General features: G+C 55.6%; 18 protein-coding genes. 12 read left to right on the top strand and 6 right to left on the bottom strand.

What is annotated here, in order from left to right:
- Positions 1-189 precede the first annotated feature (189 nt).
- From C7123_RS02180 to C7123_RS02165, 4 genes are all read left to right on the top strand, one after another.
- Positions 190-1,143, top strand: a complete 954-nt coding sequence (locus C7123_RS02180) for a DUF6261 family protein (RefSeq protein WP_109187373.1) — start codon at positions 190-192, stop codon at positions 1,141-1,143.
- 648 nt (positions 1,144-1,791) lie between these two features.
- On the top strand, positions 1,792-3,882 hold the full coding sequence (locus tag C7123_RS02175) for a GDSL-type esterase/lipase family protein (protein ID WP_069175640.1): 2,091 nt from the start codon (positions 1,792-1,794) through the stop codon (positions 3,880-3,882).
- Complete coding sequence (locus tag C7123_RS02170; RefSeq protein WP_069175639.1) at positions 3,879-4,109, top strand: hypothetical protein; 231 nt, start codon at positions 3,879-3,881, stop codon at positions 4,107-4,109. The genes C7123_RS02175 and C7123_RS02170 overlap by 4 nt, the downstream gene beginning before the upstream one ends.
- Positions 4,106-4,552: a nucleoside deaminase gene (locus C7123_RS02165; protein ID WP_038009724.1), complete on the top strand. Its 447-nt coding sequence runs from the start codon at positions 4,106-4,108 to the stop codon at positions 4,550-4,552. Before C7123_RS02170 ends, C7123_RS02165 begins: the two co-directional genes overlap by 4 nt.
- 98 nt (positions 4,553-4,650) lie before the next feature.
- Here the strand turns inward: C7123_RS02165 and C7123_RS02160 are convergent, their stop codons facing one another.
- The 5 genes from C7123_RS02160 to C7123_RS02140 form a co-directional block, all read right to left on the bottom strand.
- Positions 4,651-5,625, bottom strand: a complete 975-nt coding sequence (locus C7123_RS02160; protein ID WP_069175638.1) for an Acg family FMN-binding oxidoreductase — start codon at positions 5,623-5,625, stop codon at positions 4,651-4,653.
- A 39-nt stretch (positions 5,626-5,664) separates the two neighbouring features.
- Positions 5,665-5,964 carry a winged helix-turn-helix domain-containing protein gene (locus C7123_RS02155; protein WP_037983059.1) on the bottom strand — a complete coding sequence of 100 codons (300 nt, stop codon included), beginning with the start codon at positions 5,962-5,964 and terminating at the stop codon, positions 5,665-5,667.
- Positions 5,949-6,563 (bottom strand): hypothetical protein, encoded by a 615-nt coding sequence (locus tag C7123_RS02150; protein WP_069175637.1) that lies wholly within the window; start codon positions 6,561-6,563, stop codon positions 5,949-5,951. Before C7123_RS02150 ends, C7123_RS02155 begins: the two co-directional genes overlap by 16 nt.
- Before the next feature lie 193 nt (positions 6,564-6,756).
- Positions 6,757-9,105, bottom strand: coding sequence for an outer membrane beta-barrel protein (locus C7123_RS02145; protein ID WP_083206927.1), 2,349 nt, complete (start codon positions 9,103-9,105; stop codon positions 6,757-6,759).
- 11 nt (positions 9,106-9,116) lie between these two features.
- A complete protein-coding gene (locus C7123_RS02140; RefSeq protein ID WP_083206926.1) occupies positions 9,117-9,545 on the bottom strand; it encodes a DUF2141 domain-containing protein in 429 nt (142 codons plus the stop codon).
- 415 nt (positions 9,546-9,960) lie between these two features.
- Here C7123_RS02140 and C7123_RS02135 point away from each other — a divergent pair, with 415 nt between their 5' ends.
- The 8 genes from C7123_RS02135 (at position 9,961) to C7123_RS02100 (ending at position 16,713) form a co-directional block, all read left to right on the top strand.
- Positions 9,961-10,806, top strand: coding sequence for a TIR domain-containing protein (locus tag C7123_RS02135; RefSeq protein ID WP_069175634.1), 846 nt, complete (start codon positions 9,961-9,963; stop codon positions 10,804-10,806).
- Positions 10,807-11,492: 686 nt separating this feature from the next.
- Positions 11,493-11,945: a hypothetical protein gene (locus C7123_RS02130; protein ID WP_069175633.1), complete on the top strand. Its 453-nt coding sequence runs from the start codon at positions 11,493-11,495 to the stop codon at positions 11,943-11,945.
- Between the two features lie 132 nt (positions 11,946-12,077).
- Positions 12,078-13,151 (top strand): A/G-specific adenine glycosylase, encoded by a 1,074-nt coding sequence (mutY, locus tag C7123_RS02125; RefSeq protein ID WP_107490564.1) that lies wholly within the window; start codon positions 12,078-12,080, stop codon positions 13,149-13,151.
- Between the two features lie 75 nt (positions 13,152-13,226).
- Positions 13,227-13,742 (top strand): single-stranded DNA-binding protein, encoded by a 516-nt coding sequence (locus tag C7123_RS02120; protein ID WP_069175632.1) that lies wholly within the window; start codon positions 13,227-13,229, stop codon positions 13,740-13,742.
- An 18-nt stretch (positions 13,743-13,760) separates the two neighbouring features.
- Positions 13,761-15,077 carry a hemolysin family protein gene (locus C7123_RS02115; protein ID WP_237269261.1) on the top strand — a complete coding sequence of 439 codons (1,317 nt, stop codon included), beginning with the start codon at positions 13,761-13,763 and terminating at the stop codon, positions 15,075-15,077.
- A gap of 52 nt (positions 15,078-15,129) precedes the next feature.
- Positions 15,130-15,492, top strand: coding sequence for a DUF4180 domain-containing protein (locus C7123_RS02110; RefSeq protein ID WP_069175631.1), 363 nt, complete (start codon positions 15,130-15,132; stop codon positions 15,490-15,492).
- Positions 15,489-16,070 carry a gliding motility lipoprotein GldD gene (gene gldD, locus C7123_RS02105; RefSeq protein WP_069175630.1) on the top strand — a complete coding sequence of 194 codons (582 nt, stop codon included), beginning with the start codon at positions 15,489-15,491 and terminating at the stop codon, positions 16,068-16,070. The genes C7123_RS02110 and gldD overlap by 4 nt, the downstream gene beginning before the upstream one ends.
- Positions 16,071-16,089: 19 nt before the next feature.
- A complete protein-coding gene (locus tag C7123_RS02100; RefSeq protein WP_159049801.1) occupies positions 16,090-16,713 on the top strand; it encodes a 4'-phosphopantetheinyl transferase family protein in 624 nt (207 codons plus the stop codon).
- Between the two features lie 541 nt (positions 16,714-17,254).
- Here C7123_RS02100 and uvrA read toward each other — a convergent pair.
- Positions 17,255-20,074 (bottom strand): excinuclease ABC subunit UvrA, encoded by a 2,820-nt coding sequence (uvrA, locus tag C7123_RS02095; protein WP_237269259.1) that lies wholly within the window; start codon positions 20,072-20,074, stop codon positions 17,255-17,257.
- Positions 20,075-21,802: the final 1,728 nt, after the last annotated feature.

The raw sequence follows: 21,802 nt of genomic DNA, 5'->3' as shown, positions 1-21,802 counted from the left end.
ACTTTATATATGAGGAAAAAGTGCCTCCATTTTTTTTCGATTGTGCTTGGTGTTTGTTTCAAAAACATGTTCTAACTTTGTGGCCATGAAACGAAGGGAATCGTTGCCGATATGAGACTTATAAGTCACAGCGGGTAGTAGATTCTCTTCCAGATGTAAATTATAATACTAAATATAAACAGGAAAAAGATGGCAAGAACGATTGAAGTTAAGAGAGTGGGCATGAAAAAGTACGACAACTCTCTTCATGTACGTTATCACAGCGAGATCTATGGCATTGTAAAACAGTATGATCTGACCAAGATTGGCCTTACGACCGCTTTGATGGATGAATGGAATGGCGACATCAATTTAGAGGGCGATATTAACAAAGAGGCAGGCATGAATGTGAACACAGAGCGCATGCTTAAGAAAGACGAAGAGCGTGGCAAGCTGATCACGTTCATTTTTAATGCTATTCGGAACGCGCGGCAGTCTCCCGACGACAACGAATCCGATGCGGCTATGACGCTGTACACCGTGATTCGCTCTTACGATGGTCTGCAACAGGAAGCGCACGAGCGCAAGTCTGCCGATATCTTTGGCTTAGTGACCGACTTACGGAAAACTGAAAATGCTTCGTTTGTTACAGCCCTTCATTTGACAAACGCCGTGAATAAATTGGAGACGGTGAACAAAGCGTACGACGAATTTGTCGCAAAACGGGCAAAAGATCGTACAGCGGCCGCCGAACTGCCTCCGGCTCGGGTAGTCCGCCCAAAGACGGACGAGGTTTTTGACCACATTGTCTTTGCGATACAGAGCGCTTACACTTTTGGCACCGCACCCGTAGAAAAGGAGCTGATTACGAAGATGGTAGCCGAGATGAATCAGCGTACCCGAGAGATCGAGGAGGCTTATCACCGCAGTTTGGCGGAGAAAAAGGCCAATCGGAAGAAAGATCCCGGTCAGCCAAAGGATCCTAAACCGAAAAAGCCCAAGAAAAAGGACAATGATCCGGATATCCATCTGCCTGAGAAAGAGGAACCTAAGAAGCCTGAGGATGGCAAGGACAAAAAGCCTGAAGGAGGCGGCGGGTCTGCTGGTGGCGGAACGGAAGGCGGCGGCGGAGGCGGCCCCGAAATTCATCTCCCGAAAGAATAGATGCATAGACTGGGCAGGTCTGGGAATCGTTTGTAATGCCCTAACTACCTTTTGATGAGATAGATAATGACTGGGTGCACGGCGAAGGGAAACCTTGGTTCGTGCGCCTTTCATTTTGCCTATCTGTAGCGAAATCTTGGCTTTGTTTCTATTCGTAAAGTGTTCGTATAGAGGATATTTAGCGAGTGCGCCCTTCGTCTATACTTTTTTATAGACGTTCCTCTTGAATTTCTTCTTCCTTTTTTATCCTTGATGAGAGAAAAGGGCGGGAAGTAGATTAAGAGATCAAGAGTGTTAGCCAAACTGGCCGGGTATCCAGTAAAAAAGGAGTAAAATAGCGCCAAAATGTCAGGGATTTTGGATGAATGGGCTTGGTATTAGGCAAACTTCCCCGCCTCCGAAGAGGTCTTTTCCCTTCTTAATGAGAGAAAGGGAGGGAAAGAGGATCGGGGCATTACGAGTGTCGCTATCTTTGCCGGGTAAATTCTGAGTTGGCGTCCTGTTTATCAGATATTTAGTGAGTACTTTCTTCGGAAAAACTCTTTTTAGGGTAAACTGGGCGAGACATCGATTAGAATTTCTTTCTGTCATGTATAACTGATTATTAATCAACCGCTAATAGCTTCATCTTTTCCCATTCTTGACAATATGTCCAAACTGATAATCACCCTGATCATGATTACGAGCTTTACCGCGGTAGTCGGCCAGCGGATCAAGGTCGCATGCGTGGGCAACAGCGTAACCTATGGCTATGGTTTGCCGAATCCTGCCACCGACGCTTATCCCGCACAGCTGCAAAAGCTGCTCGGCGATACGTTTGACGTGCGCAACTTCGGCCGCAATGGCGCCACCCTCATGCATGGCAGTGGCACGACCTACCGTCTTCAGAGCGAGTGTAAACGCGCCCTTGCTTTTGCCCCTGATTACGTCGTTATTGACCTCGGAATGAACGATGTAGATCCGATGAATTGGACACCCAACGACACGGCCTTTACTCGCGACTACCGCGAGCTGATCGACGCCTTCCGTCGGGTCAATCCGCGGTGTCGCATTTGGATTTGCCACATGACGCCGATCGCGTATGACTATCCGAACTATTTCCACGGCCTTCGTGAGCGCTATGCCATGATTCGACAGAAAATTGCGGATGTGGCTCGCGAAACAGGCGCCTCACTGATCGACCTTCGCGAGCCGTTCCGCCATCGCCTCGACCTACTTTTTGACGGCCTCCATCCGAACGCCGAGGGCGCACGCTTGTTGGCCGCAACCATTGGCGAGGCCCTGACCGGGAGGCACGGCGGGCTGCGCATGCCTGCCATGTACACCGATCACATGGTGCTCCAGCGCGACCGGCCGATCAAGATCGAGGGCACGGCCGACGCCGGTGAGACCGTAACCGTGCGCATAGCCGATCGCACGCACTCGGCGCAGGCCGCAGCCGACGGGCGCTGGCTCGTCACGCTCGACGCCATGCCCGCCGCCACCGGTCTCACGCTTGAAGTGGCCACCCCGAAGCGCAAACTCCGCTTTGACGACGTAGCCGTGGGCGACGTTTGGCTCTGCTCCGGGCAGTCGAACATGGCCTACCCCACGGACAGCGTCGTGCCGGCCGAGCGCGCCGTATTGCGCGCCTTCGCGAAGACCCTTCCCGCCGTGCGTCTCTTCCTCATGCAGCCCTCGCGGATCCCCTTTGCCGAGGAATGGGAGGCGCCGATGCTCGACAGCCTCAACCGCTTGGAATATTTCCTGCCCGCGCGCTGGGAGCAGTGCGACGATTCCACGGTCGGCCATTTTTCAGCTATAGCGATGGTCTTCGCTAAGCGGATTCAGGAGACGGAGAACGTTCCTATTGGCCTCATCCTCAATGCTGTCGATGGCTCACCGCTTGAGGCTTGGATCGATCGCGAGACCTTAGAAGCTGACGGCCCGGAGATGCTCAGCGACTTCGCGTCGAACGTGCTCATTCATCCCTGGGTGCGCAGCCGCACTGCGTTCAACCTACGGCGTGCGACATCGAATCGACAACGCCACCCGTACGCGCCCACGTACCTCTTTGAGACCGGCGTTTGGCCCCTTGCGCAGCTTCCCGTCCGCGGCGTGTTGTGGTATCAAGGCGAGTCGAACGCGCACGATGCGGCGGGTTACGCGCGCTTCTTCCCGTTACTCGTCAGCAGTTGGCGGCGTTGCTTCAGCGACGCCACATTACCGTTCTATTTTGTCCAAATTTCCACTACCGAAAAGCCCGATTGGGGTCGTTTTCGCGACATGCAGCGCCGCCTGCCCGAGTGCGTCCCCGCCTGTTACATGGCCATCAGCAGCGACCGTGGCGATTCGATCGACATCCATTTCCCGCATAAGATCGACGTCGGGGAACGGCTAGCGCGACAGGCCCTTTATCACAGCTACGGCCACACGGACGTGATCGCCGACGGTCCGATCGTCGAACGCGCCGTGCAACACGATGGCCGAGTGACGATTTACTTCCGATCGGCTGCGGATCTCATCACGTCTGACCGTCAGCCAGTTCGCACGGTCGAGTTGGCCGATGCCGAAGGCCCGTTTTACCCCGCTACGGCCGAGATTATCGAGGACAGGCTGAGCGCTTACTCACCACACGTCCCCCGTCCGCATCGCGTGCGCTACGGTTGGGCGTCATTCAATCGGGCCAACCTAACGAATGGCGCAGGACTGCCCGCTTCGACCTTCTCCGTCGATGTCGAACAGGAGGGCAAGCCATGAAGAAAGCTCAAAAAGGTGCGGTGCCTCGTTCGGAACGCAAGCCGCGCATGCATCGCGTATCATTTTTGATGAACGAAGAAGAATATCGGGCTGTCACGCATCATTTAGCAAGATACAAGATTAAAAACCGTTCGAATTGGCTTCGCATGACGATTCTCACCCACGTTTTTCGCGTTATGAGCGAGGATCATCCGACACTCTTCAACGAAAACGAAATGCGCCGATGACCGTACAGCCTTTTAATGACGAATACTTCATGCGCCGTGCCCTCGATGAGGCGCGTCAGGCCGCTGCAGAGGGCGAAGTGCCCGTCGGAGCGGTCGTAGTTTGCGGCGATCGCGTCATTGCCCGTGCCCACAACCAAACGGAGCGCCTCAACGACCCGACTGCGCATGCCGAGATGCTGGCGATCACCGCCGCCACCGGGGCTATGGGAGCGAAATATTTGCCCGAATGTCGTCTCTACGTTACCGTCGAGCCTTGCGTCATGTGTGCTGGCGCCATCGGTTGGGCACAATTAGGCGCCGTCGTCTACGGTGCGCCAGACGCCAAGCGCGGCTTCACCGTTTACGCTCCGCAGGCGTTCCATCCGCGGACGGAGGTGCGTGGCGGCGTGATGGAGGCGGAATGCGCTGCCGAGATGACAGCTTTCTTCCGTGCTAAGCGGTGAGGTGTTATCGTGTGCTTGCGGGGGTGTACCGATGTGGCCGCCCAGAGCAAATAAAAAGAGGGTAGGACGTCGTGGTCTTACCCTCTTCTCATTGTCTGTTACCGGACCCGCTGTTCGGCTGGGATCCGCACTGAATGCGGCATACGTTTAGCGTATCCTATGCGCAGCAAGATTGTCGGATACTCACTCGGAAGACCGAGCGTGTCGGCCAACTCATGGGTGAGTTCCGGAAGCTCGTTCGGTGGGTTGAGGTACGCATGGACGAGGCCCATCGCCGTCGACGTGAGCAAGAGGCGCTCCAACGTCCGACCCAGCGCTACCCATTGCTCCACGGTATTGCTGCGGGTGGTGAGCAGGATCAAGTGGGAGGCCGAGGCGATCTTTTTGCGGTCGGCGCGGTTCTGCGATCGCTCGTTGAGTGCACCGGCGATCACGTTTTCGGAGATGAAGCGCGGCAGATTAGGGGCGCCGAAGACGTCGTAACTCAGTCCGTCGTGCTGAGCGTCGCGGTGCTTTTTGTTGTAACGCATCCAGCTGCGGAGTTCGGCTTTGAATGCGTCGTCCTGCATTTGCAGGCTGTTGCCGCGGTAGATCAGTTCGGCGATAGCGTTAAAAGCAGGCGTGCCACGCTCGTAGAAATGGATGTGGACCGAGGGCGCGACTTCGACGGCCCGCAGTTGGTCGATGTTTGCCGCGGGGATCGTGCGCCCATCGTACACCCGACGATTAGTCTGACGGAGGGCGATTTGTGCGAAGAGCGGCGACGGCGTTACGTCGGCGTGGCGATCAAGCCGGATGCAGATCGTACCGTCTTCTGCAACGGTCACCGTCGGGCAGTAGCCCTTATGCGAGGCGGCTATGCAGAGGTTTTCCGTCGCGCAACCGAGGCTGACGAACAACTCCCGATTGTCCGGATCGACTACGGGCAATGCCCGGCTGTAGTCGGGGCAGATGTCGATCTCCGTCTTGCCGATTCGGAACAGCCACGGCTGTGTGTTATGCCCCGACGGGGCTTTGACGGCCTGCTCGATCAGGAACAGGAGGTCAGGGTTTTGTGTGAACAAGTCATTCATTGCAGTCTAAATTCAATAGGTGAAATCGAGCATGCCATTTCATTTTCCGTTTTTCACTCCCTTGAGGTAGTGGTCCAACGCCTTGACGTATTGATGGAGAGCTTCCGTGCCCTCGGGCGTGATACGGCAGGTGGTACGTGGAATTTTTCCCCTGAAACCTTTCTCTATAGCGATATAACCCGCTTGAGAGAGCTTCTCCAACTGCACACTCAGGTTGCCGGCCGTCGCGCCCGTCTCCTTGCGCAGGTAGGTGAAGTCGGCACTTTCTACGCCGATCAGGATGGACATCACGCCCAGCCGAAGTTCGCTGTGGAGCAGCGGATTCAGTCCGGGGAGCATGCCTTCTTTGCGCGACGGTTCAAGATGTGTCCGGGGATGATATCCATCGCCACGAAAGCCAAGGCGAAGGTCAGCAGGTGCAAGTCTATGTCCGTGAGATGGAGGAGCGCGAAGCTGAGCAACAGCGCGACGATGCCGCCGATGGTGAGCGGCCGGAAGCGCGTGACTAACCCCGTGATGACGCTGCCCTGACCCATCATCAGCGTGATGAGGAACAGGATCGTCGTCCGCATTGCACCGAGGAACGAGAGGCAAGAGACGATGAAGCCGCTCCAGCCCATGACGATCCAGATGTACGACACCACTTTGTCGACATACGTGCGGACCTCCGGCGGCCGGCGTTTCTGAAATAGCTGCCACGGCAGCCCGATGGCGGGGATTAGGAACCAGAGGTACTGCATCCGAGGGTCGTTCGTGAACTTCAAGCCGGCCCAGACCGCCAGCGTGGCCAGTATCGTGGCGTAGCCCCACACGAGCATCGGCGTACCCGCGCCACGCTCCATCTTGCGCTGCGTGTTGCGGATCATCTCCGCGATCAGCGCCATACTTTCTTCTTCATTCGGCGGGACGTCCCGCAGGATCTTCTTCTCTTCTTTCATTGTCATGATTCGTTATTTCGATTCTTATCTGTTTGGATGATTTACCGGCTACCGGCTGAGCCTATTGGGGGCGCCCCTGACTTCCTTTTCTTGTCTTGACACAAGAAAAGGAAGCAGAAGAAAGTCAAGGCGCCAAGGGGCGCCAGCCATCCTTGCCTGTTACAGGCATGTATTCCCGATCATTTTTTCCTTTTCACTTCTCATTCTTCACCCGATCCATCCGCCGGGTGTCGTCGGACGAGGCACGCTCCACGGTGCGCGACTTGCCGGACTTGCCGGAACGCAGCACGTAATGCAACCCGACCGTGACGCGTCGCCCGGCTGATCCTCCGGAGACGGACGTGCGCTCGTCGAAGCGCTCGGTGTGCGAGAAGTACGTCACGCCGCGGTCGAAGATGTTGCTTACGCCAAGGGTGACGGTCAGCCGACGGTCGGCGAACTGCTTCTTGAGCGCGACGTCGAACGTGTGGCGTGGCTCGATGCCGGAGTTGGCCGAATAGAGCCGACTCGACGCGTTGTAGGTCAGCTCCGCGTACGCGTCGCGGGGGAGGGTGACGCCGAGCGTGAGGCGAGCAAAGCCGAGCCAGTGCGTTGCCCACGGATCGGAGGATGTGGCGCGCAGATCTTGCCGCACACCGACGAGGTTGGCGTTGAGTTCCCACCCGCGCATGGGGCGGAGGGGCGCGCTCAGGGCGACGAACCAATGGTTCTCGCGGTCGTGATTCTCGGGCCGCACGATGCGGACCTCGGGCGCCGAAGCGTCGGTGTGCGCCTCCTCACGGACGAGGTCGCGGTGGAGGTTGCCGCCGACGGTCAGCGTGTAGCGGTAGTGCCAGACGGCCGTCAGGCTGAGGCGCCGGATGTAGGTCGGGCGGAGCGCCGGGTTGCCCTCGATGTAGGCGAAGTCCGACGAGCGGACGCGCCGCGGATTGAGGTAGCGGAAGTTGGGCCGCTCCACGTTGCGGGCATACTGCGCGACGAGCATGAAGAGGCGCATCGGATCGAAGGCGTACGTCGCGGTGGCGTTCTCGAAGAGGTCGGCATAGGCGCGCCGCACACCCTCGCGACCGGCCGTGTGTGTCCACTCTGCGCGCAGTCCGGCGGTGAGGCTGAGGCGACCGAGCTCGAGGGCGAGCGAAGCGTAGCCGGCCGCGATCTGCTCGGTGTAATCCGTCAGGAAACCCGGGTCGGACGCCGCGCCCTCACGTCGGACAGAGTCACGCATGCGGTTGCGGGTGTACTTCGCGCCGGCGGAGAGCCGCATGCCCGACCGGAGGACGCGCAAGGCGGAGGCGTCGATGGCCAACACTCGGTAGCGCGAGGCCGTGATGTCGCGGTTCGTCCAGCCCGCCGTCGAACGTTCGTCCGTCTCGCCGCCGAGGCTGCGGTCGGTGTAGTCGGCCACGAGCTTGAGTCGCGAGCCGATCGTGTCCGTGCGGTGTGTCACGTTCAGGGCTGCCACGGCTGTGCGATCCGTCTCCTCGCGGTCGTAGTGACCCGTGATAGACCGCAGCTGGCCGTGTTGATTGATCCGGGTCTCCACCTCCGACGGCTCCGTTTCTCGCCCGCGCGACAGCTCCGCCTCGGCGCCGACGGACGTCCGCGGGTTGGCGTCGAAGATCGCCCCCACGCGCCCCGTGACGTTGCGTCGCCGGCCGTCCGTCACCGACTGGGACGCGAACGAGCCGGCTTCGCGGTTCACATAAAAACGCTCGGCCGATAGCTGCCCTATACCTTTATATAGATGGTCACCCGCGGCGGAGGCGTGCCACGTCCAGCGCCCGGCGTGCGCCCGGACAGAAGCCGAGGGCCGGACGCCGCCGTACTGCCGGCCGAAGTCGGCCTCGGCTGACACGTTGGCATCCACGCCCCGCTCGCGCCGACGACGCAGCACGATCCGAACGACGCCGCCCCGCACATCCGCGCCGTACGACGCATCAGCTTGGGGTAAGACCTCCACCCGCGCCACATCGGCTGCCCGTAGCGTGCGCAAGTAAGCCGTCAGCGCGCGCCCCGAGAGCCGCAGCTCGCGGTCGTCCACATAGACCCGCGCGCCGGCCGCGCCATTGACTGACACGCCGTCGTCCGTCACCCAGACGCCCGGCGCCGTGCGGAGCAACTCCGCGCCATCGCGGCCGGCCATCGCCGGCGCATCGCCCACGTGCACCACGAAGCGATCCGCCTCACGCACGATCCGCTCGGCCTGCACCGTCACCTCGCCAAGACCCACGGACGCCTCAGCCATGACGAGTGACAATTCGTCACCCGAATGGCCGCGCACCGAGATCAGCGTGTCCAACGGTCGATAGGCCACATGCCGCACACGGAGCGTGTATGGCTCGTCAGGAGCGGCCAATCGGAATCGCCCCGCTGTGTCTGTCACGTCGGCTGCCAGCTGTCGATCGCCGCGGAAGACGGCCACCGTGGCAGGCTCCACCGCCCGGCCCTCGGCGTCCGTCACCCGGCCGCGGACCTCCTGTGCCCGCGCCTCATGGGCGAGCATCGCCGCCGCCAGCGCCACCATATATAAGGTATAGCGCATAGCCGTAGCCGCTATTTGCCCATCATCTCGGCCGGGTTCACGAGGTGCGCCCTCAGAAGAACGCCGTGGTCAGCAACCTTCACCTTCTGCTTCATGTAGCAAGGCTCAGTGGGCACGCCGTCCGCGTTGCAATCGAGCTTTTTGTTGCCGTTCAGGTCTTGAAAGACGTAGATGTCGCACATGCCCACGGGCACGTTCTCCAGTACGACCGCCTGCAGCTCGTCGGCCGTCGGATCCACCATGGCGTAGACCGTGTGCTTGCTGTCTTTCGGGTCGACGGCCGAGGCCATCAGCTTGCCGCCGTCAGCGCGTACGCCTGAAAGGAGCAGGTTCACGTTCACCTTGTCCGACATAGGCAGGGGCCTACTTTGCGCCACCATCGCGGCGCCCGTCATCATGCAAAACACGCCTGCGAGGCAGGCCATTCTCAGTGTTTTCATCTTGTTTATCTCCTATTTTAATGGGGTTTGAATCGTCATTGAATGGGTTCGATGACGGGGGCAAATGTATATCAGTTTATTTTATAAACCATTCTTCTTTGCAGACCAATTGAAGCTGATGGGTGAGCGATTGGGGGTGAGGGGAGAGGGGGGCGGAGTGTGTGTTTCTCGTAAATCGCTGATCAATAAGCGTTTTTTGTTGGCAGACGAGCAAGGGGAAGCTCATCGGCGAGCTTTTTTGAGTAGAGAGAGCTTTCTGTGGTTGCATTGCATGGCCTTTTCACGTGGAAGGAAGAGCGGATGAACGAATGTGCCTGCCAATCTGTGACGAACGTGGTGTGAAGGTTGAAGGTTCAGAGAGGAACCTTTTGGGGAAGTCTATCTTTGCGGGCAACTAATCAAAACACATGACATAATGTACTATCATATTGCTGTAACAAAGGGAGAGCACGAAAAAAAGGAGAGTGCGTATTATCCTTACTACGAACTAAATATTAAAAAGGAGAAGGTAGAAAAAATCGTTCGCGAATACATTAAGAAGGAACCTTTTCTACTTAAGAGTACGCATATAGATCTTCAGGAATATCCACAGATGATAATCGTGCAAACCCGAAAAGCTGTTCATGGATTTGCTGAGGATCGAGCTCGAGCTCTAAATCCATTACCAATCCTCCTAGGACCTTCAGGAGCCGACACATTTTTTATTGTGAGAAGAGATACAAAAGATGATGTCACGACCTCATTTATCGAACGTATGCAGAAGGTAGTTGATGAAGAGAATCATCCGAAAGCGCGATTAGCTAATACAGATGTTGTCAAAAACAAGAAGGTATTTATCGTTCATGGGCACGATGATGAGCTTAAAGAAAGCGCGGCACGATTAGTTGAAAAGATCGGGCTTGAGGCTGTTATCCTACATGAACAAGCCAATGAGGGCCTGACAATCATTCAGAAGTTGGAAAAGCAGGCAGATGTGGGTTATGCAATCATACTGTATACACTCTGTGATGAGGGCAGAAAGAGAGGAAGTGAGAACAGTAAGCCTCGTGCTCGGCAGAATGTAGTTTTCGAACACGGCCTATTTATGGGCAAGCTGGGTGCGAGGCGCGTTTGTGCTCTACGGAAGAGCGAGGTAGAAATGCCTTCCGATGCCCAAGGCATTTTGTACATCGAAGTGAAAGATGGAAGTAATGACTGGAAGTATCAAGTGGCTAAAGAACTCGAGAAAGCCGGCTATGATGTAGATTGGAGTAAGATATAATCCAGCATCTCTCCCTTTAGCCTCCCGCCGTTTGGATCTTCTCCTTGGAGAGTATCCGGACGGCGGGAGGCTTTTTTGTGGCCGGGGATTGATCGTAACCTTTGGATTTTGCGAGGGCGTGAAACATGTCGAATGCGTTTTCGGAAGGGTATTCAACGTATGTTTTTACGCCCCCACCCTAACGGTAGGAGGGGTGAGGGGTGACAAAGTGTCCGCCTCTATGATTTTTGAGGCGCTTTTTCATGTCAGAAAGGCGCGAAAAATGGGCTGAGAGGTTCTAAACGTCTCCGGAGAGGTAAAAAAGGTCTCGCGAGAGGTTCTGAACGTCTCGCGAGAGGTAGAAAAGGTCTCACGAGAGGTTCTGAAGGTCTCGCGAGAGGTAGAAAAGGTCTCGTAAGAGGTTCTGAACGTCTTCGGAGAGGTAAAAAAGGTCTCACGAGAGGTTCTGAAGGTCTCGCGAGAGGTAAAAAACGTCTCGTGGATGTGCGGACACCTTTCCCGTAAAAAATGAAGCATTATCTTTACGCCATCTAAAAATCATAGATTATATGGCACGGAAAAATTTAGTATCAGCATCCATAACGGATGAAGCAATGACCGCTGTAAAGAAGGGTCTTGGAGACATCGCAACCGCTCTTCCATTCTTGATCGTATTGAGTGCGGAAGAAAGAAGGAGGACAAGAGTGATGGGACATAAAAGTGTCGAATTTGTCAACCTGGCATTGAACGGCGCTGAATCTTTTTCGGAGTATCTGCTCTCTTCCTTCAACAAGGCTGAGATGGCAAAGGACATCGAGTTGATTAACAAGCTGTGGAAGATCCGTGTAGACGTGGCCTCGCTGCTTGAGAAGATTGACGATACCATCTATGGCGCATCGGCCGACGCAATAAAGGCCGCAGACGAGGTTTATGAGTACTTGAAATCGGCCAGCGGTAAGAACGCTGCCGTGAAAGCCCTTGTAGCTGAGATGAGTAAGCGCTACGAGCGTCCAAACAAGAAGTCGAAAGACGATCCCAACAAGCCTGCCGACCCGAAGCAGCCCGCCGACCCCAAAAAGCCCGCCGACCCGAAGAAGCCGGACACGCCGAAGAAACCGGGTACGGGCGGCGATCCGGACATCCATCTGCCGGAGGAATAAGGAGGGTCGTTTAGTCGGCGGTCGCAGCCGCCCGAAGCCGTCTTAAAGTGCCAATGGCCACAACCGGAGATGATCCGGGGAGGCCGTTGGCACTTTCTTTGCTAAACAACGCCTCGTTTCACACATCACCCCATGCCTAACGATTATGACGTGAGCCGCACGCTCTGCCGGTGGTACGACACGCACCGCCGCGCGCTCCCCTGGCGCGACACCCGCGACCCCTACCGCATCTGGATCTCCGAGGTCATCCTCCAGCAGACCCGTGTGGCGCAGGGGATGGACTATTACCACCGCTTCCTCGAGCGCTTCCCCGACGTCCGCGCCCTGGCCGACGCCGCCGAGCAGGACGTCCTCCGGCTCTGGCAGGGCCTCGGCTACTACTCCCGCGCCCGCAACCTTCACGCTGCTGCGCGCGACGTCCGCGATCGCTTCGCCGGGCGCTTCCCGACGGCGTATGCCGACGTCCGCTCCCTCAGCGGCATCGGCGACTACACGGCCGCCGCCATCGTCTCCTTCGCCACCGGCGCCCCGTATGCCGTCGTCGACGGGAATGTGTTGCGCGTCATCGGCCGACTCTTCGCCCTCGACACGCCCACCGACACCTCCGCCGGCCGACGCCTCTACAACGATCTGGCCCGCAGCCTCCTCCCGCCCGATCATGCCGGCGAACACAACCAAGCCATCATGGAGTTCGGCGCCCTGCAGTGCGTCCCCCGCAACCCCGATTGCAGCGTCTGCCCGCTCGCCGCGCGTTGCGCCGCCCATGCCGCCGGCACACCGGAGCGCTTCCCCGTCAAGCAGCACCGCACGAAGACCGTCGACCGTTACTTCCATTATTTCTACGTCACCACGGGTGACGACCTCTTCCTCCGCCGACGGCCCGCGGGCGACATCTGGCAAGGCCTCTTCGAACTCCCGCTCATCGAGACGTCCGCCCCCGCCGACCTCGACGCGCTCATGGGTACGGACGACTTCCGCGCGCTCTTCGCCGACACGGGCAGCACGCAGTTTGCGCTTGTCGCCGCCGACGTCCGCCACGTCCTCACCCATCGCATCCTCCACGCCACCTGCTACCTCGCCCGCATCCAACACCCCTCCGAGGCCCTCCTCCGCCTCACCCACACCTCGCGCGCCGAGCTGGATCGCTATCCCCTCCCGCGGCTCATCACGCTACTCATCGATCGTATCCACGTCGACGGCCACTGACCGCTCCCCGCTTTGTGCGATCCTATTCTAAGCCATACTTTTGGCGCACTTAAACGATAAAAAAGACTGATAACTATGTCACTGAACAAAGTCATCCTCATTGGAAACGTGGGGCGCGAACCCGACGTCCGCTACTTTGACAGCGGGAACGCCGTAGCCAACTTCACGCTGGCTACCAACGAACGCGGATACCGCCTGGCCAACGGCACAGAGATCCCGGAGCGCACCGAATGGCACAACATCGTCGCCGGCCGCGATCGTGCACTCTTCGTAGAGCGCCACGTCCATAAGGGATCGCTCGTGTACGTCGAAGGCAAGATCCGCACCCGCAGCTACGACGATGCCTCGGGCAACAAGCGCTACATCACAGAGATCTACGCCGATCGCATTGAGTTCTTTTCCCTCGGTGGACGCCGTCCGCAGGATGCCGAACACGCGGGCGACCCATCTGCCGCCACCCAGCCGGCTGACGCTGCCGCCGAAGTGCATGCTTTCGCCGCCAAGTCCGAACCTACACCGACGACATCCGCCTCCGGTCTCGAGCCGATCTCTCCCGCCGACGCTGATCCGGTGGACGATTTGCCCTTCTAACCTTAGCCCCCTCATTCCTTGGATTCAGACTATTTCCCGCCCCTTTCGCTGCAAATAGCAGCCCCCGGATGGACGGTTCCGGACGCCATCCTTTGTTGTGTCATCCTCTGTATTCTCCTGATTCTCGCTTGCGCAATTGCTGCGGGTGGGCGCGCACTCTTTGCGCTCACCCTGGAAGAGTTGAGTGAGGTGCGTGAGGAGAAGAATCCTGCCGATCGTTTCCTCCATTTATTGTCTGATCGCCCGCAGCAGACGCGTTTCTCACTGGCCGCCGTCCAGTCGCTCGTGACGTTAGCCATTGGCACAGTCGGATTGTATGGCGTGGCGTTGTTGTGGCCGGATGCCTTGCAGTCGGCAGTCGGATGCGTGTCGGTGATCCTTGTTGGTAGCCTTTTGATGTGCCTTTGCTGCGGACTTGTGCCGAGATGGCTGCTTAGGAAGGGCCATCTGCGCGTGGCGCGGACCATCGCACCCGTATTGAAGTTCATCGATTTTCTCTGTTCGCCCATCAGTCGCCGATTAGCCGTCGCCCCTTCGAACGCCATGCATCGCAACGAGGTGGCAACTAGTGAACCCGCCACGATCCTCTCCAAAGAGTCGGCCGATGAGCACGAAATGCTCGAGGAGATCGGGCAGTTTTACAACAAGACGGCCGACGAGATCATGGTCTCCCGCATGGACATGAAAGCGATCAGCGCCCATTGCACGTTTCAGGAGGCCCTCGACCTCATTATCCGCAGCGGCTTCTCGCGCATCCCCATCTATGAAGAGTCGGACGACAACATCACCGGCATTTTGTACGCCAAGGACCTTCTGCTCTACATCCGCGATCCGCAAGACTTCAACTGGCAGAAATTGATCCGCCCCGCCTACTTCGTTCCGGAAACGAAGAAGATCGAAGACCTCCTCGAAGAGTTCCGAACCAACAAAGTGCACATTGCCATCGTCGTCGACGAGTTCGGTTGCGCCTCCGGACTGGTAACGATGGAGGATATTATCGAGGAAATCGTGGGCGACATCAGTGACGAGTACGACACGGAGCAAAAACCCTTCTTCCGACTGCCTGACGGTAGCTACATTTTCGAGGGGAAGACGCAACTCAACGATTTCTTTCGCGAAACCGACATCGACGAGGAAGAGTTTGGCGATTTGACTGAGGACGTCGAGACGCTCACCGGCTTGCTACTCAAAATCAAGGGCACGCTGCCCCGACGTCGCGAGACGATTGACTATGGACACTACCGTTTTCGCGTGCTTGAGGCCAATGAACGTCGTGTGCTCAAGGTAAAATTCTATCGCCTCCTCACGTCACCCGCCGAGAACACGAAAGCGTGATGCACGAGGGGGCTTCCACCTCCCATTCTTTCTCAAGAAAAACAAGCGCATAATGAACTTAGCAGTACACCAGGCCGGAAACAAGAAAATCGCCGAGATACAGGCATCCGGAATCGTCATACATAGCACGGAAGATGCCTTGAACCTGATGGGCGATCTCTATTATCAGGGTTACAACGGACTCATTCTGCATGAGGGGCAAGTCACCCCCGCATTCTTCGACTTAAAAACGAAAATGGCTGGCGAGATCCTTCAAAAATTCTCGAACTATCGTTTCCCATTGGTCTTGATTGGCGACTTTTCCAAGTTTCCAAGCCAGAGTTTGCAGGATTTTATCCGAGAAAGCAACAAGGGACGACAAGTGAACTTCGTCTGTACCCTTCCGGAGGCGCTCCAACTACTGTCCAAGCCATGAAGCCGCGGCCGACTACTCTCGTCACCCTCTGTGCAGTCCTTTTTTCCCTCTTCACGGCCTGCAATGCACCCATGCCAAAGCCCCGCGGCATGCTGCGCATCGACTTACCCGCGCCACGATACGCCGAATTTTCCGCGCTAGGCCGTCCCTACACCTTTCGTTTCTCTCGCCTTGCGAATGTGGAGCTTCCCCCCGTCGGTGAAGCTGACGACCGACTCAACATTACCTACCCCAAGTGGGGCGTAACGATCTATTGCAGCGGGGCAGCCATTACCTCGGCCACCTTAGCCGCCGCCACCGACGAATGTCGCGAGCTTGTCCGCCGGAGTGTCCGCGACGTGCACGCCGTTACCGAACAAGTCTACGAGGATCCCGACGCACGCGTCTACGGCGTCCTATTTCGCATCGAGGGAGATTCGCCCGCGCCTATCCGCTTCATGCTCACCGACAGTGCAGCCCACTTTTTTCAGGGCGCGCTCTATTACTCCGACCGTGTGAGCCCCGACTCTGTCGCGCCGCTGACTGATTACCTCCTTAGAGACGTCGCCGTGCTGATCCAAACCTTTCGTTGGAAATAAGTACCCCCTTACCGTGCCATTGCTTGAAATTCATACGCGGTCGAAGTGCCGATGGGGACTGTGGCGCATAGACGAAACAGGATTGGAGTTGCTCGACGGGCTGGAGCGACGTGATGCCTACCGAGATTTTCTCGAAAATGTCCGCGCGGAGGGCCGTCGCACGGAATGGTTAGCCGTTCGCGCGCTGTTGCGAGCCCTACTCGGCTATGAACCGACCGTCAACTATCGCCCCGAAGGCTACCCCGAGGTCGATGGATGGCACGTCAGCTTCTCACATACGAGACACTACGCCGCAGCCATCTGTTCCCGCGACACGGTCGTCGGTATTGACATCGAACGGTTCCGTCCGCGCATTGTCGGGCTGCGTGACCGCTTTCTGGATAGGGATGAACTGGCGCTCATCGGCGGCCCGAACACGGATGATGTCCGTCGGCTGACGGTCTGCTGGAGTGCCAAGGAGGCGGCATTCAAAATGCTCCGTCTGGGGTCGTCTGACTGGCTCCGAGGAGTGCGTATCGTGGCCTACGAACCCGCTTCCAACCAGCTAACAGTCCACGAAACGCTCACGCCGAACACATACACCTTCAAAATAGACTTCTCCCTCACCTCGGACTACGTACTCACGTGGAGTAGGAGGGGGTAGCGCGGTGTGTTTTTAGGGATACATGGAATATGTATGCCCAAAACACGGTACATTTTCAAGGTAAATCATGTACCCGGTCAACTTCCTCGGCCTCGGCAGAGGCCTTGATTTTCTTTTGCCTTCTTTTCTTTCATCAAGGAAAGAAAAGAAGGTAGGGGTATGAGGGCAAAGCCCCTGATTTTTATTCTCCAAGATCAATATATTCAGAAAACGTACCGCGTATTGGGATTAATAGATCGTTATATCTGAAAAATGAACCGCATTCCCATTATTCATTGAATATGAATGCCCAAAACGTGATGCGTTTGGGGATTATTAGATCCTTGTACCCCAAAAATGTATCACGTTTTCGGCATCCGCCATCATTAAAATGGCGTCTGGTGGGGCGTATGCAATACGCCCCTACACAGAGACCTGAAAAATCGATACGTTTTCGGGTAACAAGGTAGGGGCGTATTGCATACGCCCTACAAACGTTCCATTTATGGAACGAATGGCCCGAACCGTGGATCGATCGCGGACATATACCGTTGATGAGTTGCTAAAGTTTGAGGTAGCGGCCGGTTAGGGACTCGGGGCAGGCGGCAATCTCGCGCGGGGTGCCGGCACAGATCAGGTGTCCACCGGCTTTCCCGCCTTCGGGACCGAGGTCAATGACGTAGTCGGCACACTTGATTACGTCCGGATGGTGCTCAATAATAACTACCGTGTGCCCCAGGCGGATCAGATCGGAGAAGGCTTTGAGTAGGGTCTTAATATCGTGGAAATGAAGGCCAGTCGTAGGTTCGTCGAAGATGAACATCGTCGCCGGATGCTGCTTCTCTAACCCTAAATAGTAGGCCAATTTGACGCGCTGGTTCTCGCCTCCAGATAGGGTCGACGAGGATTGCCCGAGTTTGATATACCCCAAGCCTACTTCTTGCAAAGGCGTCAAGCGAGCGACTATTTTCTTGGCTTGTTTGTCGTCCTTCTGCGCGCTGAAGAACTCCATTGCCTGTGCAACCGTCATCTCGAGCACGTCGTAAATGTTCACCCCGTGATATTCCACCTCCAGCGTGTCGGCGTTGAACCTCCGCCCGTGACAAGCCTCACACTCGAGCGTGATGTCGGCCATAAACTGCATTTCGACCGTGATCCGTCCCTCGCCTTTGCACTCCTCGCAGCGACCTCCCTCCTTATTGAACGAGAAATGGGCTGGTGTGTAACCCATTTGCTTCGAAAGCGGTTGTTCGGCAAAGAGTTTCCGTATTTCTTCGTACGCCCCGATATAAGTGACGGGATTTGACCGCGAACTTTTCCCGATCGAATTTTGATCTATGAACTCTATGTTCTTGATATGCTGCACATCGCCCTCGATAGCGAGGCACTCCACGGTTAGAGGCGCATCGTCTAAGAGTTGTTTCAATCCCTCATACAAAATATCCCGAACGAGCGAGCTTTTTCCCGACCCACTGACCCCGGTAACGACCGTCATGGCGTGAAGTGGGAACTTGACATCGATTTGCTTCAGATTGTTTTTCCGAGCGCCCCGTACTTCGATAAATTCGTTCCAGAGCCGAGGCGCGTCGGGGGCTTCAATCTGCTCTTCCCCCGTCAGATAGCGCACGGTGAAGCTCTCCTTGGCGCCTTTTTCTATTTCGCTGACCGGGCCTTGATATATCACCTCGCCACCAAGCCTTCCCGCGGCTGGGCCGATGTCAATAATGTAATCCGCAGCCCGAATAATCTCCTCGTCATGCTCTACTACGACGACCGTGTTGCCCTGCGTCTGCAATTGCCGGAGCACTCGGATCAATTGATCCGTATTGTGCGGATGGAGACCAATGCTCGGTTCGTCGAGTATATAAAGCGAGCCCACGAGGCTACTTCCCAGCGAGGTGGATAGGCTGACGCGCTGACTCTCGCCGCCTGAAAGCGACGCAGATAGGCGATCGAGCGTCAGGTAACCGAGTCCCACATCGAGAAGGTACTGAATCCGGGTCGTGATCTCGGCCAATAGTCGCTTTCCAATCGTTGCCTCGGTCTCGTTGAGCCTTAAATCGGAGAAAAAAGCACGTAGTTCGGTGATGGGCATAGATACCAGTTCGGTGATTGTCCGTCCGCCGACGCGGACATAGAGCGCTTCGGGTTTTAAGCGCGTCCCGTGGCACGTGGGGCAAGTCGTTTTTCCTCGATATCGCGCAAGCAACACGCGATACTGTATTTTATACACATTGACCTCCACGTCTGCGAAAAAATCGTCGATGCCATTCACATCCTCTGCCCCATGCCAGAGCAGATGGCGCTCCTCATCCGTTAGATCGTAATAAGCACGATGAATCGGGAAGTCCTTTTTCGATGCCGTCCGCATAAAATCGCGTCGCCACTGATCCATCACCTCACCCCTCCAGCACGCGACCGCGCCCTCATAGACCGACAGGTTTTTATCCGGGATCACAAGGTCCTCATCGATACCTACTACCCGTCCGAAGCCCTCACATTGCGGGCAGGCGCCCATCGGATTATTAAAATTGAACATCATCTCGGTCGGTTCCTCGAACGTCAGGCCGTCAGCCTCGAAACGTTTGGAAAATTCGAGGACCTCAGGATCGGCCCCAGGCTTAGCGTAGACGCTGAGGCGGCATGTCTCATGCCCTTCGTAGAAAGCCGTTTCCACGGAGTCAGCTAATCTGTTCCTAAAGAGCTTGTCGTCGGACACTTCGAGGCGGTCAATCAAAATATATACCCCTTCCGTGGGCCACTTTTCCTGTTCCAACACCTCTTGAAGGCGCATCACGCGCCCGCCCGCCTCTATTCTCGTGTAACCCTCTTTTTGCAAGATCTCGAGTTGCTCCTTCATCGTCCTCCCTTCCGGCAAAACGATCGGCGCATAGACCGCCAACCGAGTGCCAGTCGGGTAGGAGAGCGCCTTTTCGACTACATCAGACACTTGATGCTTCTTCACCTCCTGTCCAGAGACAGGCGAAAAAGTACGACCCAGTCTGGCGAACAACAATCGGAGGTAATCATAGATTTCAGTCGACGTCCCGACCGTCGATCGGGGATTCCGGACGCTCACTTTCTGCTCAATGGCAATGGCCGGGGGTATACCTTTAATATAATCACATTCCGGCTTGCTCATTCGGCCAAGAAACTGCCTGGCATAGGCCGACAGACTCTCCACATAGCGACGTTGGCCCTCGGCATAGAGCGTATCGAAAGCCAGCGACGACTTTCCGCTGCCCGAAAGCCCTGTAATGACCACGAATCGGTCTCTCGGGATACGTACATCTATATTTTTCAGATTGTTGACCCTTGCTCCCTTGATAAGGATGCAATTATCGTCTTGCCATACGGCCTCTTTCATCTTGGATACGGTCATTTTGTTGCGTGTGATGAGATCTATGTCTGATGTAAGTGGCCACAAAGGTAGGTCGAATAAGTCATTGATACACTGATTATCCATCTCAAAAAGAAGCACCACTTCAAAAAAGGAAAAGACCCCATCTACACGAAGTTTTACATTAAAATACTTTGATTGATCAGCAAAACGCGGCGAAGGCAAAACATCCATCTTAGATGGAAGACTAAAACGCGGCGCGTTTTGCACCTCCAACTAAGATGGAAGTCCCAAACGCGGCGCGTTTTTCACTTCCAACTAAGATGGAAGTCCCAAACGCGGCGCGTTTTTCACCTCCAACTAGGTAGCAAGTCCCAAACGCGGCGCGTTTTTCACTTCCAACTAAGTAGCAAGTCCCAAACGCGGCGTGTTTCGCACTTCCTACTAGGTAGCAAGTCCCAAACGCGGCGCGTTTTTCACTTCCTACTAGGTAGCAAGTCCCAAACGCGGCGCGTTTTTCACTTCCTACTAGGTAGCAAGTCCCAAACGCGGCGCGTTTTTCACTTCCTACTAGGTAGCAAGTCCCAAACGCGGCGCGTTTTTCACTTCCTACTAAGTAGCAAGGTTTAGGCACGATAATTTTTAGACCGTCAGGGTAGGGGCGTATTGCATACGCCCCACCGGACACCATCCCGAGGATGGCGAATGCGCAAAACATGATATGTTTTTAGGTTATTCATTCCATAGATAGAACGTTTGTGGGGCGTATGCAATACGCCCCTACCATGTTACCAGAAAACGCGTTGATTTTTCGGGGTTCCATGTAGGGGCGTATTGCATACGCCCCACCGGACGACATACCAATGATGGAGAATGCGCAAAACGTGATACGTTTTTGGGATATAAGGATCTAATAATCAGAAAACGCGTCACGTTTTCAGGTTATTCGTTCCATAGATGGAACGTTTGTGGGGCGTATGCAATACGCCCCTACCATGTTACCAGAAAACGCATCACGTTTTCTATTTTCATCATGTACCCGGCCATCTTCCCCGGCCTCGGCAGAGGCCTTGATTTTCTTTTGTCTTCTTTTCTTGTATCAAGACAAGAAAAGAAGGTAGAGGCATGATGAATACGCTTCGCCGAATACCATTTTAATGATGATGAATGTCGAAAACGTGATACGTTTTCGGGATATAAGGATCTAATAACCAGAAAACGCATCACGTTTTTGGTGTTCATATTCAATGAATGATAGAAACGCATCACGTTTTTAGGATATTCGTTCCATAGATAGAACGTTTGTGTGGCGTATGCAATACGCCCCTACCGTGTTACCGGAAAACATATTGATTTTTTGAGATCTCATGTAGGGGCGTATTGCATACGCCCTACCGGACGCCATCCCAAGGATGGCGAATGCACGAAACGCGTCAATTTTTCAGGATATAACGATCATATAATCCCAAAACGCGTCACGTTTTCTATTTCCATCATGTATCCGGCCATCTTCCCCGACCTCGGTAGAGGCCTTGATTTTCTTTTGCCTTCTTTTCTTGTATCAAGACAAGAAAAGAAGGTAGAGGCAAGAAGAATACGCTACACCGAATACCATTTTAATGATGATGAATGTGGAAAACGTGATACGTTTTCGGGATATAAGGATCTAATAACCAGAAAACGCATCACGTTTTGGAGATTTATATTCGATGAATGATGGAAACGCATCACGTTTTTAGGTTATTAGATCCATAGATGGAACGTTTGTGG

Origin of the sequence: Tannerella serpentiformis, assembly GCF_003033925.1 — a bacterium.
In the GTDB taxonomy this organism is placed as follows: Bacteria; Bacteroidota; Bacteroidia; order Bacteroidales; family Tannerellaceae; genus Tannerella; species Tannerella serpentiformis.
The sequence above is the reverse complement of the archived record's forward strand: the minus strand, read 5'-3'. Positions and strand labels throughout refer to the sequence as shown.

What these genes read in the sequence shown, in the direction of transcription:
- C7123_RS02180 (WP_109187373.1), top strand. Translation starts at nt 190, where the DNA reads ATGGCAAGAACGATTGAAGTTAAGAGAGTGGGCATGAAAAAGTACGAC.
- C7123_RS02175 (WP_069175640.1), top strand. Translation starts at nt 1,792, where the DNA reads ATGTCCAAACTGATAATCACCCTGATCATGATTACGAGCTTTACCGCG.
- C7123_RS02170 (WP_069175639.1), top strand. Translation starts at nt 3,879, where the DNA reads ATGAAGAAAGCTCAAAAAGGTGCGGTGCCTCGTTCGGAACGCAAGCCG.
- C7123_RS02165 (WP_038009724.1), top strand. Translation starts at nt 4,106, where the DNA reads ATGACCGTACAGCCTTTTAATGACGAATACTTCATGCGCCGTGCCCTC.
- C7123_RS02160 (WP_069175638.1), bottom strand. Translation starts at nt 5,625, where the DNA reads ATGAATGACTTGTTCACACAAAACCCTGACCTCCTGTTCCTGATCGAG.
- C7123_RS02155 (WP_037983059.1), bottom strand. Translation starts at nt 5,964, where the DNA reads ATGCTCCCCGGACTGAATCCGCTGCTCCACAGCGAACTTCGGCTGGGC.
- C7123_RS02150 (WP_069175637.1), bottom strand. Translation starts at nt 6,563, where the DNA reads ATGAAAGAAGAGAAGAAGATCCTGCGGGACGTCCCGCCGAATGAAGAA.
- C7123_RS02145 (WP_083206927.1), bottom strand. Translation starts at nt 9,105, where the DNA reads ATGCGCTATACCTTATATATGGTGGCGCTGGCGGCGGCGATGCTCGCC.
- C7123_RS02140 (WP_083206926.1), bottom strand. Translation starts at nt 9,545, where the DNA reads ATGAAAACACTGAGAATGGCCTGCCTCGCAGGCGTGTTTTGCATGATG.
- C7123_RS02135 (WP_069175634.1), top strand. Translation starts at nt 9,961, where the DNA reads ATGTACTATCATATTGCTGTAACAAAGGGAGAGCACGAAAAAAAGGAG.
- C7123_RS02130 (WP_069175633.1), top strand. Translation starts at nt 11,493, where the DNA reads ATGGGACATAAAAGTGTCGAATTTGTCAACCTGGCATTGAACGGCGCT.
- mutY (WP_107490564.1), top strand. Translation starts at nt 12,078, where the DNA reads ATGCCTAACGATTATGACGTGAGCCGCACGCTCTGCCGGTGGTACGAC.
- C7123_RS02120 (WP_069175632.1), top strand. Translation starts at nt 13,227, where the DNA reads ATGTCACTGAACAAAGTCATCCTCATTGGAAACGTGGGGCGCGAACCC.
- C7123_RS02110 (WP_069175631.1), top strand. Translation starts at nt 15,130, where the DNA reads ATGAACTTAGCAGTACACCAGGCCGGAAACAAGAAAATCGCCGAGATA.
- gldD (WP_069175630.1), top strand. Translation starts at nt 15,489, where the DNA reads ATGAAGCCGCGGCCGACTACTCTCGTCACCCTCTGTGCAGTCCTTTTT.
- uvrA (WP_237269259.1), bottom strand. Translation starts at nt 20,074, where the DNA reads ATGACCGTATCCAAGATGAAAGAGGCCGTATGGCAAGACGATAATTGC.